The following is an 18,217-nucleotide window of genomic DNA, read 5'->3' on the forward strand; positions in this document are numbered from 1 at the left end:
TTATTTTACGAAGTTTTATTAAGTGTTAAATTTTATTTGTGTTATTATCTAGAAATCTGAAGTCTAATGGTTATTACTTTTTATATCTCATATCTTAAGTTAACTTAAGTTTTTGGGATATTAAAAAATTAAAACATCGGATGCCTAATCTTTTTTATACACCCGATGCAATCAAAAAAACTAAATATTTATTTCTTTAATGTTTTCTTTCAAATGCTCTGCTGATTTTTTAAAAGCTTTTTCTTCATCTGCAGACAGCGGCAGCTCTAAAACTTTTTTAATTCCATTAGAATTAATCAGAGTTGGTAAACTTAAACTCATATCTTCAACTCCATAATATCCTTCCATCAATGATGAAACAGTTAAAACTGCATTCTCATCTCTTAAAATAGCTCTGGCTATTCTAGAAACTGCAAGTGCTACTGCATAAAAAGTTGAACCCTTTTTTTCAATAATTTCATAACCTGCGTTCTTAACCTGATTACTTATTTCTTCAAGTTCATTATCTTTACATGTTTTACTGCAAATTGGACAATAATTATCTATTTGAGTTCCTGCAATATTTGTTAAGCTCCAGACAGGGACTTCACTATCACCATGTTCACCAATAATATAACCGTGAACATTACTTGCAGCAACTCCACAATTTTTACTTAACAATGATCTAAAGCGAGAACTGTCCAGTACTGTTCCTGATCCCAGAACTCTATTAGCGGGAAATCCTGATATTTTATAAGTTAAATAAGTTAAAATATCAACAGGATTTGTAACAACCAGCAGTATTCCATCCTGGTTATACTTAGTTATAGATGGTATTATATTTTTGAAAATTCCTGCGTTTTTCTTGATTAGATCAAGTCTGGTTTCTCCCGGCTTTTGTGCTGCACCTGCTGTAATAATTATCAATTTTGCATCTGCTAAGTCTTTATAATCACCTGCATAGATGTCAACCGGATTGACAAAAGAAGCACCGTGTCTTAAATCCATTGCCTCTCCTTCAGCTTTATCTTTATTAACATCTATCAGTACTATTTCTGAACCAACCCCCTGAACCATCAGAGCATAAGCAGTTGTTGCTCCAACTCCACCAGCTCCAATGACGGCGATCTTATTGGGATTTATTTTATTATTCATCTTATATCACCTCTTAAAATTTTAGTATTCATTCTTGCCTTTACCTTTTTAAGTATATCATTTTGTTTAAGAATAAAAGGTAAAATATTTTACAGCTGTGAAATGAATATTTATAATGAGATACAAAATTATAAGACAATTTCATTTTTCTTTTTATATTCCTGATACCTCCGATGTACAGTTGATTTTGAAACATCATAGCCCAATCCTCTAAGAGTTGCTGCTATGTCCTTAAAAGTTAAATCCAACTTTCTTAATCGAATAATTTCCTTTAAGGGAACTTCTTTACGATCTCGACCGCCCTGATCAATATTACTTAAATTGGCTGCAGGATTAAATTTATCTTCGGCTATTTTTTTCTTCATAGCTCTACTTATGTTTTGGTTTCTTAGTTCCTGCTGATAATTTTCTACTACTGCCAGTATCTCTAAAATCATCTTTTCCAAATCATTTAGAGCAATAGCACCTTTATCAGCTAAAGTATGTATTTGAGTTCCCATTTTTTCTACCTGATGGATTAAAGCCATTTTAGCGTTACCTCGACCTAAACGGCTGCTGTCCTGAACCAATAATATTTCAACTTTTCTCTTTTTAATTAAGTTTAAAACTTCTATAATCCCCGGCCTGCTCTCATTGAAGCCGCTTTCTTTTTCTTCTACAGTTTTTATAACTTTAAGTTCATTTTCTAAAGCATAACTTAAAAGTTCTTCTTTTTGTCTTTTTAAACTTGTACTCTGACTTTCTTTTTGAGTACTTACTCTAGTGTAAATAATAGTTTTTTTCATAAATTATCAACCTTTCTAATAATCTGTTAGCTTCCTGGTAAATTAAATATTTTAATTTAATGATGTGCAGTATTAAGTATAACAAAAGAAAAAATGATTGCAAAACAGCAATATTCTCTGCTTTACAATCATTTAAATACAAATTTTGATCTCTATTGATTAATTCAATGGGATAATTAGTTCCTGCCCTGGATTAATTACAGCTGAATCTATGTTATTTATTTCTTTAATTTTATAAATAACTTTTCTTAAATCAACATTACTTTTATTATAATATTGTGAGGCGATTGACCAGAGAGATTCTCCATTTTTTATCTCATGATTTATGAAGTTATTGCTGTTTTGACCGGAACTAATTAGTGAAAACAGTGCTATTAATATAATACTTAAAGCTAAAATAGCAATCAAAGCAGCTAAAATTTTAATAAATACCGATTTCCCAACTTTATTTTTTGTTTTAACCCCCTGATAATTTATAGTATAAGAATTTAAACCATTCATAAATAATCCCTCCCACTTATTTGATAAACATCTGTACTAAACAACTGTTTGTATTTATATTATAGCAGTACGTATGTTCATTGTCAAGTGTTATTTGAACGATTGTTTGTCTATTATTAAGATTTATGTTATAATAAAAGAAAATAAGAATGGAGGAATTATTATGGAAGATCTATCTAAAAGGCAGCAAAGTATCTTACAATTTATTATAGATGAAATAAAATCTAAGGGATATCCCCCTTCTGTGCGTGAAATTGGAAAAGCAGTTGGCTTAAAATCTCCTGCTTCTGTTCACAGTCATTTAAAAACTCTAGAAAAGCTTGACTACTTACGCAGAGACCCTTCTAAACCCAGGGCTATTGAGGTTATATATAATAATGATCAGGAAAATAAAACTGATAAAGAAATGATTAATATCCCGGTAGTAGGTAAAGTAACTGCAGGTGCCCCTATTCTGGCGGAAGAAAATATTGAAGATTATTTCCCTCTTCCTTTAAGCTATCTAAAGGTGGGTAACAATGATTTGTTTATGCTTAAAGTAAGTGGTGATAGTATGATTGAGGCAGGTATTCACGATGGTGATTATGTAATTGCAGAAAAACAGAGTTATGCTCAAAACAATGATATTGTCATTGCCCTTCTGGATGATGAAGCAACAGTAAAGCGCTTTTTTAAAGAAGAAGACCATATTAGATTACAGCCTGAAAATCCAGCCTATGAACCAATTATTTCTAAAAATGTTGTGATACTTGGTAAAGTTACTGGCCTTTTTAGAAAGTTTGATTAAAATTATATCTAACTAATTAGTCTTTCAGTAGATTACTAATTGATTAAAGCTTAATTATTTGCAATTAAAAAAACTAAGCAAATTAATGCTTAGCCAAATGAAATGATACTTTATTATTTTTTTAAATATAATTTCTAACAAATAACATAATCTGATTTTTAAAATTATAATTTCCCGCTGTTGGATAATTCTTTTATTCGATCAGCGGCTTTTTTTATTAATTTAAAGTCATGCCAGCTGTATTTTTTCATCTTTTCATTTCTCAATAAATAGGCAGGATGAAAGGTTGGCAGAATATATAAATCTCCCCTTTTAAACCATTTACCACGAACATTAGTAATTGATTCTTCAGGGTTAATCAAATATTTAGTAGCAGTCGAACCAAGTGTAACAATTACTTTGGGCTGAACTAACTCAATTTCTGAACGCAGGATTGAGACACAGGCTTCAAATTCATTCTGACGAGGAACTCTGTTCCCGGGTGGCCTGCACTTAATAACATTTGTAATATAAAGGTCTTTTCTTTTTAAATTGACAGTGGCCAGCATTTTATCCATCAATTTACCAGCTCGTCCCACAAAAGGCCTTCCCAGACGATCTTCATTAGCACCTGGTCCTTCACCAATGAGCATAATTTTATTATTTAAATTTCCTTCTCCCATTACAACTCCATTGGCTTTTTCACGAAGCTGACATCGACTGCACTTAAGGGCTTCTTCCTTTAAATTTTTATAATTATCATTAGGATAAGAAAATAACTGCTGTATTTTAAAATCTCCATTCTGGTCAAATAACATCAGATTCCTCCCGTTAGATCAAAGCTCAATTTTATGCTATTAATTATTCTATAAAATCCTGGTATTCTTCATCCGCCAGAGCTTTAAATAATTTTCTGGCACTAGCAGCCTCTAAAATTGCTCTAACATAATTCCCATTCTCATAAAATGCATAACCTTTAATTAAATGAGAATACTCATTTTCCTGCATTGACAGTGCCTGATTAGCATAATCTAAAGCCTGATCATATTTTTTAATCTCTACTAAAGCAGCAGCAGCGTGATTTAAGGCCCATAAGTTATTGCTGTCTATTTCAAAAATATATTCAAATAATGAAACAGCTTCCTGATAGTTTTTATTTATTACCTCTCTAAAGGCAGCATAATTTAACAGCAATAAATTATCATAATCAATATAATTTTGCCAATCCTCTAAATATGGAGAAACAGCAGCGTTAAAATCCTGCCGACTCACACTGCTGCCGAAAACATCTATAATCCTATATGAATTTTCAATATCTCCAATATTAGCATATGCTACTGCCAGAGTGTAATTTAAAACAATATCACTTTTATTCTGTTCAAGCTGAGCCTGAGTAGTCTCAATCAACTCTTCCCAATTATACTTTGATTCAGCTGCCGAACTTAAGGAAAAAGCTGTTATGAAAATTATAATTATAGAGACGATTAAAATCATTTTTTTCAAGAATAAACCAACTTTCTTTGATTGAATTATTATATCTTAATATAAATTAAGATTGTTTTATTCATCTAAATCAAGAAGACCGCTAATTTTTTCAACTGGAGCAATAGTAGAAATCGCATGTTTATAAATCATCTGATCGCGCTCATCACTTCTCAAGATAACTGTAAAGTTATCATAGGCTGTAATTCTTCCCTTTAACTGATACCCATTAACAAAATAAACAATGACCTCAATCTCTTTCTCATGAACATGTTTTAAAATATGATCCTGATAATTAATGTTATTACTATTCATCTCTGCAGCCCCCTTTTATATTTTTAAAAAGCTCTATATTATAAATTCAATATTATTTAGAAAATTCCTGCAAAGAAGCACAAATAATAAAATTATTATTTGTTTTCTTGATCTAACTCTTGAAAATATGAGTTTCCACTGCCAAAATATGATTTAAGCTGGTAATAAATATCATCAGGTGAGCGAACTCCAAAACCAGTATAAACTGCTTCACCATCTTTAAAAACTTTAGAAACTGGAACAGAATTAATATCATAACGCTCAAAGATTTCAGGAGCAGCAGTCAATTTTAACTGATATAGCTCTAATTCTGGAAAAGAATCAATAACCTGATTTATATTCTTTTCTGCTAACTGACAGTAACCACAGCCATCATTAGAAAACAGAACAAAAAATGCATCTTTTTCTTCTAACAATCTATCAAATTCGTCACCACTAGAAATCAATTTCTTTTCGTTTTTTGTATTCCTGCTCATAATCTTTTTCTCCTTTTATTAATTGAACCATAGTTTCTAAAATCTCTTTTTTCTTTTCCTTTTCAATATCAAAAACTATTAAATCATCTTCTTTTCTCAACCAGGTGAGCTGTCTTTTAGCAAAGTGACGACTCCGTTTTTTTATTTCATAAACAGCTTCTTCTAAACTAATTTCACCCTTTAAATGTGATATTAACTCTTTATAGCCTAAAGCCTGATGAGCAGTGTCACTTAGAGTTTCATGCTTTTCTATTAGATTTCTTACCTCAGTTAAAAGTCCCTGCTCCATCATTAGATCTACCCGGTGATTTATTCTTTTATATAAATTTTCTCTGCTTCTGATTAAAGCAAATTTATAAGCCGAATAGCGAGGTGGACGTTCTTTTTGTCTCTTTTTATAGAAGCTCTTAGTTTTTCCAGTCTGCTCATAGATTTCAATTGCTCTAATAACCCTACGCAGATCATTAGGATGCAGTTTTTCAGCAGTTATAGTGTCTTTTTCTGCCAAAATCTGATGGACCGCTTTAGTTCCTTTAGATTCAGCTAACTTTTCTAATCTATGCCGCAGTTCATAATCGGGTTCGATTTCAGGTAACATAAAGCCTTCTAAAACAGCTTTCAAATAGAGGTGAGTACCACCAACAAGCAAAGGGATTTTACCTTTAGCTTTAATTTCAGAAATTACTCGGTCACAATCTTCCTGAAATTTTGATACAGAATAGTCAGCTTCTGGATTTAAAAAGTCAATTAAATGATGCTCTATTCTATTTCTCTCTTTTTTAGAGGCTTTAGCAGTACCAATATTCATCTCCTGATAAATCTGCATTGAATCAGCTGAAATAATCTCTGCCTTAATTTCTGCAGCTAAATCAAGTGATAATTCAGTTTTTCCAACTGCTGTAGCACCTGTTAAAACAACTAAATCTCTCATTTTCTACCAAGTCCTTTTTCTATTTCCTCACGGCTGATATTAATCATAACTGGCCTGCTGTGAGGACAGCGGTATGGGTTTTCAGTTTTATATAAATCTTTTATCAGCTGAATGCTTTCTTCTTTAGTTAGAGGTTGGCCAGCTTTTATTGATGAACGACAGGCTAAATATTCCAGCATGTCCTTTTGGACCTCAGCAGCCGATTTTGCTTTTCCTGCCTCAGCTAATTCTGCTATCAGTTCTTCAATAATATTTCTTGTAGGCATATTTTTCAGTAAAACAGGAACTTCCTGAATTAAAATAGTGTTATTTCCAAAATCACTGAAATCAATCCCAATTTCTTTAATTTGATTTTCATATTGACGTACAATTTCTCTTTCTTCAGCTGAAAGTTCTATTTTAACAGGCAGCAGTAGTGATTGTGAAGCCTTATCTTTTTTATTGTACTCAGCATAAAATCTCTCATATAAGATTCTCTCTTGAGCATTGTGCTGGTCAACAATTTTTAAGCCCTGATCAGTTTCGATCAAGAGATAACTATTAAAAACCTGTGCTAGAAATTTAAAGTAGCTTTCTTCTGCTTCTACATTTTCCAGTGAATACTCCTGATTTTCATTTTCCTTAATCAGCTGCTTAAATTCTTTGTCTTCACTGCTTTGTTTAGGTCCCGATTTTTGGCTCTCACTGTCTCCGTAGTTGATATTTTTTTGATAATTATTTTTATCTGAAGTATAAGAACTAGATTTAGCATAACTATTTTTTCTATTTGAACTATAGCTGCTGTTATCTGAATATTTTTTAGATCCATATTTATTATTTGAACTGTGAGTCTTTTTTCCTTTATAATTATTCTCAGTATCTTCAGGTTTTGATTTAGAGCTTTGATTAAATAGCTGATCTCTTGCAATTTTATCTTCTGCTTGATCTTTATCAGCAGCTGGATTTTTATCCTGTTTTAATTTTATCCTGGTTGTTGGATCATTTTCTTTCAGAGTATTTCTAACAGCCTTTTTGATAACATCAAAAATAATTTGACTGCGGGAAAACTTAACCTCTCTTTTGGCAGGGTGAACATTAACATCTACCAAAATTGGATTAACTTTTATAAAAAGAAATACAATCGGTCTTCTACCCGGATCAATTAATTTATTATATGCAGTTTCAACTGCTTTTGCGGTTAAATTATTAAAAATAGGTCTGCCGTTAACAAAAAATAGTTCATGACTTCTGCTGGAACGGGTTAATTCCGGTCTGCAGAGGTAGCCGCTCAATTTAATGTATCTATCTTCAATATCAATTGGGATTAGGTTTTCTGCTATATCTGAACCATAGACAGCATAAATTGTATCTTTTAGCTTCCCATTACCCGGGGTAGATAGAATTTGACGACCATCATGAAAAAGTTTAAAGCTTAAATCACTGTTAGCGGTTGCTTCAGCACTTACAATTTTACTGATATGAGAAAATTCGGTAGTTGTAGTCTTTAGATATTTATAACGGGCAGGAGTATTATAAAATAGATCTCGAACAGTTATTTCAGTTCCTATTGTTGAGCCAACAGTTTTTTTGTTGATTATCTCTCCACCCTTAAGTTTAATATTAACTGCCTGATCACTATCCTGATGACGGCTGATCATCTCAATTTCAGCTACAGAAGCTATACTGGCTAACGCCTCACCTCGAAATCCTAAACTATAAAGGGAATATAAATCATCAATATCTTCAATTTTACTTGTAGCATAACGGTTAAAAGCTGATTCGATATCGTCTGCTAAAATTCCATGTCCATCATCCTTGACTTTTATTAATTCTCTTCCGCCATCTTCAATTTTAATTTCAATATTTTTGGCACCAGCATCTATAGAATTCTCAATTAGTTCCTTAACAATAGAGGCTGGTCTTTCTATAACCTCCCCTGCTGAAATCTGATTAGCAACATTTTGAGGAAGCTGTTTTATAACACCCATATTAATTCTCCTCTTCTTTTAAGTCCTTTTTTAAGTTGTATAAAAAGTTCATAGCATCCATTGGTGTCATTTCTAAAATATCCTGCTCATCTAATTTCTTTAAAATTGGACTTTTTTCTGTATTAAATAACGGCAGCTGTTGGTGTTTATCATCAGCAATCGTTTTTTCCAATTTTCGAACTGGCATCTTATTATTTTCTTCAAGTCGTTCTAATATTTTTTGAGCACTTATAATAATTTCCTCCGGCAGGCCCGCTAATCTAGCAACTTCAATACCATAACTATCATTAGCTCTACCTTGAACAATACGGTGTAAAAAGTGTACCCCATCACTATCTTCTTTAACCAATACATTATAATTTTTTATACCCTGGTATTCATCTTCCAAGCGAGTTAATTCATGATAGTGTGTTGCAAATAAAGTTCTTGCACCAATACGTTCCGGATTGTTCAGATATTCGCTGACAGACCAGGCAATAGAGACCCCATCATAGGTGCTGGTACCTCGCCCAACTTCATCTAAAATGATTAAGCTTTTCTCTGTACTGTTATTTACTATGTTCGCTACTTCATTCATTTCCACCATAAAAGTACTCTGGCCTGTTGTTAAATCATCACTTGCACCCACACGAGTAAAAATTCTATCGGTTAAACCAATCACTGCTTCTGCTGCAGGAACATAGGATCCTATTTGAGCCATTAAGACTATTAAAGCTACCTGACGCATATAAGTTGATTTACCTGACATATTAGGTCCTGTTATAATAATAAATCGCTGATCACTCTGGTTTAAATAACAGTCGTTTGGAACAAATTGTTCTTCAAACATTTTTTCGACAACTGGATGACGGCCATCCTTAATTTTTATCTCTGCTCCATTATTGATCTCCGGCCGATTATAATTATTTTCAATAGCTAAATATGAAAATGAAAGCAGAACATCTATTTTAGCTATAACTGCCGCTGTTTTATTAATTCTTTCCACCTCAGCTGCTATTTCATCTCTAATTTCTACAAATAATTTATATTCTAAATCATTTATTTTCTCTTCTGCCCCTAGGACTTCAGATTCCTTTTCTTTTAATTCTGGAATAATATAGCGCTCACTGTTGCTTAAAGTCTGCTTTCTTTCATAACGTTCCGGAACTTTATCTGTATGAGAATTAGTAACTTCTAAATAATAGCCAAATACTTTATTAAAACCTACTTTCAAAGTGTTGATTCCAGTTTTCTCTCTTTCTTCTTTCTGCAGAGCTGAAATCCAGTCTTTGCCGCTGCTGACTAAGCTTCTTAATTCATCTAATTTAGAATCATAAGCATCTTTAATAATCCCACCTTCAGTTATAGTAGTCGGTGGCTCATTTTTGATTGAATTGTCTATCAGATTATGAATATCCTCTAAAAGATCAAAATCAGCCTGCATTTCTGCTAATAAATTGCTTTGAAGCTCAGCCATCAGCTCCTTAACTGCAGGTAATTTTGCCAGTGAGTTCCTTAAAGCAACTAGATCTCTGGCATTAGCTGATTGGTAGGTAATTTTACTCATAATTCTTTCTAAATCATAAATTTCAGATAGTTCGGCTCTTAGTTTTTCTAAAACCATATAATTATCTATTATTTCTTCCAGGGCATCATGTCTTCTTATGATCTCACTCTTTTGAATTAAAGGCTGATTAATCCATTTTTTAATTTCCCTGGCTCCCATAGAGGTAACCGTCTGGTCTACAATCGAAAGCAGAGAACCAGAACGCTGATTATCTCGAATGGTCGAAGAGAGTTCCAGGTTTCTTCTGCTGGCTGAGTCTAAAACCATGTAATCTTCTAAATGGTATGCTTTTAAATTTGTTATTTGGTTAATAGTTCTCTTTTGGGTTTCTGACAAATAGCTTAAGACCTGTCCGGCTGCATAAACTGCAGCTTTCATATCTTCACAGCCAAACCCTTCTAGAGATTTTAGTTTAAAGTGGTCTAATAAGCCCTGATAGAGGCGTTCTAATTTTTTTTGATCTAAAATATTTAAAGTGAAATTATACTGGTTGTGCAGCTCTTTAATTAATTTTGAAGCAGCTGTCTGTTCATCTAAAAGCAGTTCACGTGGTGAAATTCTATTGATTTCATCTTTTAATTTATTTGTCTCTTCTGCCGGAAATTCAGTTAAATAAAATTCTCCTGTTGAAATATCGGTATAAGAAAAACCATAATAATCCCCATATTTAAAAGCTGCTGCTAAATAATTATTCTCATTTTCTGATAAAATTTCGTTTTCAATAACTGTTCCAGGTGTTACAACCCTAATCACATCTCTTTCTACAATCCCACTGCTTTCTGAGGGGTCTTCTAATTGCTCACAGATTGCTACTTTGATTCCATTTTTAATTAATTTTTCTATGTATGAAGCTGCAGAATGATAGGGAACTCCTGCCATTGGAATCTTTTCTCCTCCCCCTTTATTCCGAGAAGTTAATGCAATATCAAGTACTTTAGCAGCTCTTTTTGCATCTTCTCCAAACATTTCATAAAAATCTCCCAGTCTAAAAAAGAGCATTGCATCCTGATATTTATTTTTTAAATCATGATACTGTTTCATCATTGGTGTCAACTCTGCCAAATTAATCCCTCCAAATCTAATAAGTATTACAGCTCAATATTTTTTTAAGCTGAAATAAATAAGATAAAACCTGAAAGATCTATTTAGTTATCCTCCAGGTTTCTATCAAAATTATTTCTGCTGCAGCTGCTGCAAAATTAACTTTTGGCTCAGCTGTTAATAAATTTTATTCAATTACACTGCCTTCTAAAGTCCAACTCTTAGCAGATTCTACCTTAACTTTCACTAATTCTCCCACTAAATCTTCACGTTTATCAATAAAACAGATTTTATTTGCTGAAGTTCTACCTTCATAAACTTCCGGGTCATTATTGCTGGGTCCGGTTACTAGAATCTCCTGAGTAGTTCCAATTAATTTTTGGTTTTTTTCATAACTGATTCTATTCTGTAAGTCCATTAATCGATTTAAACGCTCTTTTTTAACTTCATCATCAATTTGATCATCTCTGCGGGCAGCTGGTGTACCACTGCGGGGAGAATAAATAAACGTATAAGCCATATCAAACTGTAGTTCTTTAACCAGTTCTATTGTTTTTTCAAAATCTTCTTCGCTTTCACCAGGGAAACCAACTATGAAGTCCGTTGAAACAGAAGCTTCTGGAATTTCTGCCTGTATATTTTTAACACGCTCAATATAATATTCACGGGTATAACCGCGGTTCATTTCTTTTAATACTTTATTGCTTCCTGATTGTACTGGTAAGTGAATATGATTTGCTACTTTATCTAAATTCTTAATTTTATCCAGTAACTCATCAGAAAAGTCTCTTGGATGTGAGGTCATAAAGCGAATTCTTTTCAGATCATCAACTTTATTCAATTCTTCCAGTAATTTTGGAAAGGTGCTTTCTTTTTCTAAATCATTACCATATGAATTAACGTTCTGTCCTAAAAGAGTTATTTCTTTAACTCCATCTGCTGCCAGTCTAGCAGCTTCTTCTACAATAGAAGTGACAGGTCGACTGCGCTCTCTCCCTCTCACATAGGGAACTATGCAGTAAGTACAGAAATTATCACAGCCCTGAATAATTGAAATCCAGGCTGCATGTTTTGATTCACGCTGTGAAGGCAGGTCAGGAATTAAGCCTTCTTCCTCATCCCAAACTTCAACAACTCTGTCTCTGGTTTCTTCAATTTTTTCTATTAAATTTGGTAGATGATGAATATTGTGGGTACCAAAAATAAGGTCAACATGTCTATATTTTTTATAAACCTCATCAACCGGTTCATCCTGCTGCATCATACAGCCACCAATGCCAATAATTAGATCTGGATTTTCCCGCTTATACTTTTTTAATTCACCCAATTTACCAAACACTTTCAGTTCTGCATTTTCTCTAATAATACAGGTATTTAACAAAATAATATCGGCATTTTCTAGTTGATCTGTATGCTGATATCCCATTTCCTCCAGCATACCAGCCAGCCTTTCTGAATCATGTTCGTTCATCTGGCAGCCGTAAGTTATTATATTATAATATTTATTTACACTCATTATTTCACTCCTAAATTCACTTAAAAATCATTTGCTTTATTGTCTTTATCATCATAGTCTTTTAAAGCTTCTAAGCTCTCATTTTTACCCATTACTACTAATCTATCACCTTCAAGAACTTTGTCACCGGCTCCAGGAGAAACGTTTAAATTTTCGCCCCTTTTAATGGCCATTACATTAACATTAAATTTAGACCTAAATTCAAGTTCTTTTAGTGTTTTGCCAATCATTTTATCTGTAGCTATAATTTCTATTACACCGTATTCGGGTGCAAATTCAATATAATCTAAAACATTGGAAGAAATTAAATTATGAGCTATTCTGGCTCCCATATCTCTTTCAGGATAAACAACCCTGTCTGCACCAACTTTATTTAAAACTTTACCATGTAAAGCATCTGGAGCCTTAACGATTACATAAGGAACCCCCAGTTCTTTTAAAATTAAGGTACATAATATATTAGCCGAAACATTATCACCAATGCTGACTACTGCCACATCAAAGTTTCTGACTCCAAGAGTTTTTAAAGCTTCTTCGTCAGTGGCATCTGCTTCGACTGCATGAGTCACCTTATTTGAAATTGCCTGAACTCTTTCCTCATCTTTATCAATTGCTAATACATCATAATTATTATCAGCTAATGTTGTAGCAACACTGGAACCAAAACGGCCTAATCCTATAACAACAAACTGTTTCATTTACTTTTCCTCCTGTACTTAACCAACCATGACCTTTTCTGTTGGATAATGATAAATTCCCTTACGCTGTTTTTCCCCAATTGCAACTGCCAGAGTTAAAGGACCAACTCTACCAGCAAACATCGTAATAGTAATTAAAACTCTGCTTATATCAGATAATTCTCCTGTGATTCCAGTTGATAAACCAACTGTACCAAAGGCCGAAACTGTTTCAAATAAAATATCTATAAAAGGAAAATCTTCAATCACTAAAAGTAACGTTGTAACTAAAATTATTAATCCAGCAGCCAGCATTGTTATGGTAAATGCTTTATAAACAATTTGTTTCTCAAACCTTCTATTATAAATTTCCATATCTTCTTTACCGGTTATCATATTTTTCATAGTTACTAAAACAACACCAAAGGTAGTTGTTTTAATTCCTCCACCGGTTGAACCTGGAGAAGCACCAATAAACATTAAAACAATAATTAAAAATAGTGATGACTGTTTTAAGGCGCCTGTAGGAACTGTATTAAAACCTGCTGTACGCGGAGTAACTGATAAAAACATTGCCCCTAGAGTTTTATCAAGTAAAGGCAAACCGGCTAAAGTATTATTATATTCTAAAACAAAAAATAATATAAATCCTAATAACAGTAAAGCCAGAGTCATAACAACCACAATTTTAGTCTGTAAAGTAGTCTTTTTGAATTTAATTCTATTGTAAGCTTCCATCATAACTCCAAAGCCAATACCACCCAGTATAATTAAAGCCATGATGACAAAATTAACTGTAATATCACCAGTAAAACCTTCTAAGCTGTTTCCAAAAAGGTCAAAACCTGCATTATTGAAGGCTGAAACAGCGTGAAAAATAGAAAGATAGATAGAATTCCAGAATGAATAATCCTGACTAAAACGCAAAAACAAAATTGCTGCTGCTGTTCCTTCGATTGCAAATGTAAAGCCTAAGAGGTATTGAACTAATCTTACCATACCTGATATTTGATACTGGTTTAAATCTTCCTGAATAATTAGTCTTTCTTTTAAACTAATTTTTTTGCCTACAATAAAAGCAAACAAAGTAGACATCGACATAATCCCGAGTCCACCAATCTGGATTAAAAGCATAATTACAGTAGAACCAAAAAGAGTAAAGGCTTCCTTTGTATTTACTACAATTAGACCGGTTACACAGGTGGCTGAAGTGGCAGTAAAAACGGCATCTACAGCTCCTAACCCCTGACCATCAGTTGTTGCAACTGGCAGCATTAAAAGCAGCGATCCAAGCATAATAATTACAAAATAGCCGCTCACTAAATATTGAGCTGGTGTTAAGTTCTTTTTCTTTAAATTCATAGTTTAGCCATCCTTATTTTCTATTCGAAGTAATTATACTATAATTAAAATTGATTGTAAAATAAAAACTGGGGATAAGCCCCCAGCTTTTAAAAAATATTTAAATATAAGTAATATTAGCCATCATATGGTTCGAACATATCTTTACCTACACCACATTCAGGGCAGGTCCAGTCATCTGGAAGATCTTCAAAAGATGTTCCTGGCTCAATTCCACCTACAGGATCTCCTTCTTCTGGATCATAAATGTACATACAAACTGTGCACTGATACTTCTGCATATTAAGTCTCTCCTCTCTCATTTAAATATTATTAAAATAATGATTTTATCTACTTAATTATAAAACATATATAACTTAAATGTCAAGTTTTTACTATTTACAGCCGCTCGAAATAATCGGGTGAATAAGCAGACTTCAAACCACTTTTGTCGGCTGCTCTTTCGGCAATTAAAGAAGCTATTAATAGAGGTATTATCAGGCTGTAATTATGGGTGAACTCCAGAATGATAAAAGTTGCCGTCAGTGGGGCTCGGATAACAGCACTAATCACCGCAGCCATCCCAATTAGAGCATATAAAGAAGGTGATCCGGTTAAAAATGGCAGCAGCTGATGTGATAAAATACCTATAATAATACCTGTTAAACTACCGATAAAAAGAGAAGGCGAAAAAATACCTCCAGAGCCACCAGAACCTAGAGTTAAAGCAGTTGCTATAATCTTAAAGATTAAAAGTATAAATAAAAAACTGAGATCATATTCACTTTGATTAAAAAGGTCAACAATTATTCGATTTCCTGATCCCATAATTTCAGGCAGTCTAAATGCTATTATTCCTAATAGAAGCCCTCCCAGAGCTGGTTTTAGAACAATATTTAGCTGCAGGTTGTCAAATAGATCAGATAGTCTACGCAGTGTATAAATAAAAGCTACAGCAAAGACTGCCGCAAACATCCCAATTAGAGCTGCAGTAATAAAATTATAGACATTTCCCACCTGACCCAAATTCAGATGAGCTAAAAATAAGTCCTGTCCACTCCAACGGATGACCATATCAGCTGAAATTGCACTAACAGCTACCATTATTAAACGATTTTTATCGACTCTATTAAATAAAATTTCTGTAACAAACATTATTCCACCCAAAGGTGCATGGAATAAGCCGGCAATACCAGCAGCAGCACCACAGCCTAAAAAAGTCTGGTAGTCAAACAGATCTAAATCTAACTTATATGCGATTAAATCTCCCATACCAGCGCCGATTTCAACTATTGGCCCAATCCGACCTCCAGAGCCACCTGTAGAAATAGTAATAGCCGACGCAAATCCTTCTGTTAACAAATCTCGATAAGTTAAATGCCTTTCCTTAGTTTCAATTGAACTTAAAATAGCTGGAATTCCGTGTCCTTTGGCTGTCATGCTTCCATATTTAATAATAAAACCTACAAGCAGACCTCCCAGTGCTGGCAAAAAGACAAAACTTAAGCGGTGAAAAATTGTCAGCTCCATATCAATCTCAATTAGAGAAAAGGTAAAATAATCCAAAATATTATTATACAACAGTGCAATTATACCAACAATAATCCCGATCAAAAAGGCCAGAAATAATTTTATGTATCGGTTTTTAAAAATTTTCTTGACTGACAACTTACCACCCCCTTAATCAACAGCTTAATTATTAGACATCGATAGTTTGGGCAAGTTCGGCATTATTAAAGATAAATTCTTTTCTAAGAGAAGCATTAGATCCCATTAGACGTGTGAAAATATCATCAGCCTCAATATCATCATCAATTTCTACCTTCTGCAGTACTCTATTTTCAGGATTCATGGTTGTCTTCCAGAGCTGATCTGGATTCATTTCTCCAAGTCCCTTATACCTCTGCAGTGAAAAACTGCTTCCCTCATTTTCTGATCTGAACTTTTCTAATTCCTGATCGCTGTATAAATAATGGCTCTTACCTCTTTTAGTAACCTTATATAAAGGTGGTTTAGCCAGATAAATGTGGCCATTTTCAATTAACTCCGGCATATAGCGGTAAAATAAAGTTAAAATTAAAGTTGCAATATGGGCACCATCAACATCAGCATCAGTCATAATAATTATTTTATGATAACGCAATCTTTTTAAGTCAAAATCTTCACCAATTCCAGCCCCTAGAGCTGTTATAATTGATGCTACCTCATTATTATTTAAAATCTTATCAAGTCTGGCCCGCTCTACATTTAAAATCTTACCCTTAAGTGGTAAAATTGCTTGAAATTTTCTCTCTCGACCCTGTTTAGCTGAACCACCTGCAGAATCTCCCTCAACAATAAATAATTCACTTTTTTCAGCCTTTTTGCTGCTGCAGTCAGCCAATTTTCCGGGTAGTGAATTGGAAGAAAGTGCTGTCTTCCTTTTAGTTAACTCTCTAGCCTTTTTAGAAGCTTTTCGCGCTCTTACTGCCTGTACAGCCTTATCAATAATCTTTTTAGCCAGCTCAGGATTAGTATCAAAATACAGACTTAAATATTCATATACTTCGCTTTCTACTACACTGCGTATTTCACTATTACCAAGCTTAGTTTTGGTTTGTCCTTCAAACTGCGGCTCAGGTAATTTAACGTTAATTATTGCGGTAATTCCTTCTCGAACATCCTTGCCGTTTAAAGAAGAAATTTTAGCAGGCAGCTGGTTGTTGTTTTTAGCGAAAGTATTAACTGCTCTCGTCAGAGCGGTTTTAAAACCTGTTAGGTGATAACCACCATCAACAGTATTGATATTGTTAGCATAAGAAAAAATTCTTTCATTATAACCGTCATTATATTGAACTGCTATTTCAACTTCATAGTCTCCTGGTTTTGACTCAAAATAAATGATATCATCATTAAGCACATTACGATCTTTATTTAAAAATTCAACAAAAGCTTTGATTCCACCATCATATTGAAACTCTTCTTCTACTGCTTCTTCTCCCCGCTCATCCCTTAAAATTAGAGTAAGCTCCTTATTTAAATAAGCAGACTCCTGTAAACGGTGGGCTAAATTTTCATATTTAAATTCTTCTGCTGTAAAAATTTCAGAATCTGGCTTAAAACGGATAACTGTACCAGTGCGGTCAGTACTGCCAATCTTCTTTAATTTATCAACAGGAGTTCCTTTCTGATAATGCTGCTGGTATTTATTCCCCTTCCAGTGGGTAGTTATAGTTAATTTTGAAGAAAGTGCGTTAACTACTGAAACACCAACTCCGTGTAAACCGCCAGAAACTTTATAACTATTATTATTAAACTTACCTCCAGCATGCAGGGTTGTCAAAACAACCTCTACTGCTGGTAAACCGGTGTCTTTATGAGTATCAGCCGGTATACCACGGCCAAAATCCTCCACTGTAATTTCTTCACCTTCATGGATGGTAACCTTTATCCTGTCACCATTTCCAGCCAAAAATTCATCTATACTGTTATCTACTACCTCCCAGACAAGGTGATGCAAACCTCTAATTCCAGTACTTCCAATATACATTCCAGGTCTTTTGCGAACAGCTTCAAGACCTTCTAATACCTGTATCTGGTCAGCATTATAATCTACATTATTAAAAAGTGTATCCATGACTCTTCACCATCCTCCATTTCCTTATTATAACAAAGAGATCTTGAGAATGCCAGTCTTTAGGCTTTTAAATTTGCAAATTCTATAACAGGAATGATATTATAAATTAGCAGAATAAGATAA

Annotated in this window: 17 protein-coding genes; 1 reads left to right on the forward strand and 16 read right to left on the reverse strand. The window is 33.5% G+C overall.

The window, feature by feature from the left end; all coding sequences use genetic code 11:
- Positions 1-180: 180 nt before the first annotated feature.
- The 3 genes from ACZ446_RS07040 to yneA form a co-directional block, all read right to left on the reverse strand.
- The gene (locus tag ACZ446_RS07040; protein ID WP_464391881.1) at positions 181-1,134 is read right to left on the reverse strand and encodes an L-lactate dehydrogenase; all 954 of its coding nucleotides are present in this window, start codon (positions 1,132-1,134) and stop codon (positions 181-183) included.
- Between the two features lie 128 nt (positions 1,135-1,262).
- Positions 1,263-1,919 (reverse strand): YneB family resolvase-like protein, encoded by a 657-nt coding sequence (locus ACZ446_RS07045; protein WP_464391882.1) that lies wholly within the window; start codon positions 1,917-1,919, stop codon positions 1,263-1,265.
- A gap of 159 nt (positions 1,920-2,078) precedes the next feature.
- Positions 2,079-2,420, reverse strand: a complete 342-nt coding sequence (gene yneA / locus ACZ446_RS07050; RefSeq protein ID WP_464391883.1) for a cell division suppressor protein YneA — start codon at positions 2,418-2,420, stop codon at positions 2,079-2,081.
- A gap of 163 nt (positions 2,421-2,583) precedes the next feature.
- On the opposite strand from yneA, the gene lexA reads away from it, so the two are divergent.
- The gene (lexA, locus tag ACZ446_RS07055) at positions 2,584-3,207 is read left to right on the forward strand and encodes a transcriptional repressor LexA (protein WP_464391884.1); all 624 of its coding nucleotides are present in this window, start codon (positions 2,584-2,586) and stop codon (positions 3,205-3,207) included.
- Between the two features lie 164 nt (positions 3,208-3,371).
- Here the strand turns inward: lexA and ACZ446_RS07060 are convergent, their stop codons facing one another.
- The 13 genes from ACZ446_RS07060 to gyrB form a co-directional block, all read right to left on the reverse strand.
- A complete protein-coding gene (locus ACZ446_RS07060; protein ID WP_464391885.1) occupies positions 3,372-4,004 on the reverse strand; it encodes a uracil-DNA glycosylase in 633 nt (210 codons plus the stop codon).
- A gap of 43 nt (positions 4,005-4,047) precedes the next feature.
- Entirely contained in the window at positions 4,048-4,680 is a 633-nt protein-coding gene (locus ACZ446_RS07065) for a tetratricopeptide repeat protein (protein WP_464391886.1), read from the reverse strand.
- Between the two features lie 66 nt (positions 4,681-4,746).
- Positions 4,747-4,983, reverse strand: coding sequence for an RNA chaperone Hfq (hfq, locus tag ACZ446_RS07070; protein ID WP_464391887.1), 237 nt, complete (start codon positions 4,981-4,983; stop codon positions 4,747-4,749).
- Between the two features lie 95 nt (positions 4,984-5,078).
- Complete coding sequence (locus tag ACZ446_RS07075; RefSeq protein ID WP_464391888.1) at positions 5,079-5,459, reverse strand: thioredoxin family protein; 381 nt, start codon at positions 5,457-5,459, stop codon at positions 5,079-5,081.
- Positions 5,419-6,390, reverse strand: coding sequence for a tRNA (adenosine(37)-N6)-dimethylallyltransferase MiaA (miaA, locus tag ACZ446_RS07080; protein ID WP_464391889.1), 972 nt, complete (start codon positions 6,388-6,390; stop codon positions 5,419-5,421). Before miaA ends, ACZ446_RS07075 begins: the two co-directional genes overlap by 41 nt.
- Positions 6,387-8,357: a DNA mismatch repair endonuclease MutL gene (gene mutL, locus ACZ446_RS07085; RefSeq protein ID WP_464391890.1), complete on the reverse strand. Its 1,971-nt coding sequence runs from the start codon at positions 8,355-8,357 to the stop codon at positions 6,387-6,389. The genes miaA and mutL overlap by 4 nt, the downstream gene beginning before the upstream one ends.
- A gap of 1 nt (position 8,358) precedes the next feature.
- A complete protein-coding gene (mutS, locus tag ACZ446_RS07090; RefSeq protein ID WP_464391891.1) occupies positions 8,359-10,965 on the reverse strand; it encodes a DNA mismatch repair protein MutS in 2,607 nt (868 codons plus the stop codon).
- 166 nt (positions 10,966-11,131) lie between these two features.
- Positions 11,132-12,460, reverse strand: a complete 1,329-nt coding sequence (gene miaB / locus ACZ446_RS07095; protein ID WP_464391892.1) for a tRNA (N6-isopentenyl adenosine(37)-C2)-methylthiotransferase MiaB — start codon at positions 12,458-12,460, stop codon at positions 11,132-11,134.
- A 20-nt stretch (positions 12,461-12,480) separates the two neighbouring features.
- Positions 12,481-13,158: a potassium channel family protein gene (locus ACZ446_RS07100; protein ID WP_464391893.1), complete on the reverse strand. Its 678-nt coding sequence runs from the start codon at positions 13,156-13,158 to the stop codon at positions 12,481-12,483.
- An 18-nt stretch (positions 13,159-13,176) separates the two neighbouring features.
- A complete protein-coding gene (locus tag ACZ446_RS07105; RefSeq protein ID WP_464391894.1) occupies positions 13,177-14,499 on the reverse strand; it encodes a TrkH family potassium uptake protein in 1,323 nt (440 codons plus the stop codon).
- Between the two features lie 116 nt (positions 14,500-14,615).
- Positions 14,616-14,780: a rubredoxin gene (gene rd, locus ACZ446_RS07110; RefSeq protein ID WP_005488503.1), complete on the reverse strand. Its 165-nt coding sequence runs from the start codon at positions 14,778-14,780 to the stop codon at positions 14,616-14,618.
- Positions 14,781-14,877: 97 nt separating this feature from the next.
- Positions 14,878-16,146, reverse strand: coding sequence for a chloride channel protein (locus ACZ446_RS07115; RefSeq protein ID WP_464391895.1), 1,269 nt, complete (start codon positions 16,144-16,146; stop codon positions 14,878-14,880).
- A gap of 31 nt (positions 16,147-16,177) precedes the next feature.
- Positions 16,178-18,094, reverse strand: coding sequence for a DNA topoisomerase (ATP-hydrolyzing) subunit B (gene gyrB, locus ACZ446_RS07120; protein WP_464391896.1), 1,917 nt, complete (start codon positions 18,092-18,094; stop codon positions 16,178-16,180).
- Positions 18,095-18,217 lie beyond the last annotated feature (123 nt).

It is taken from the genome of Halanaerobium sehlinense (assembly GCF_055379485.1).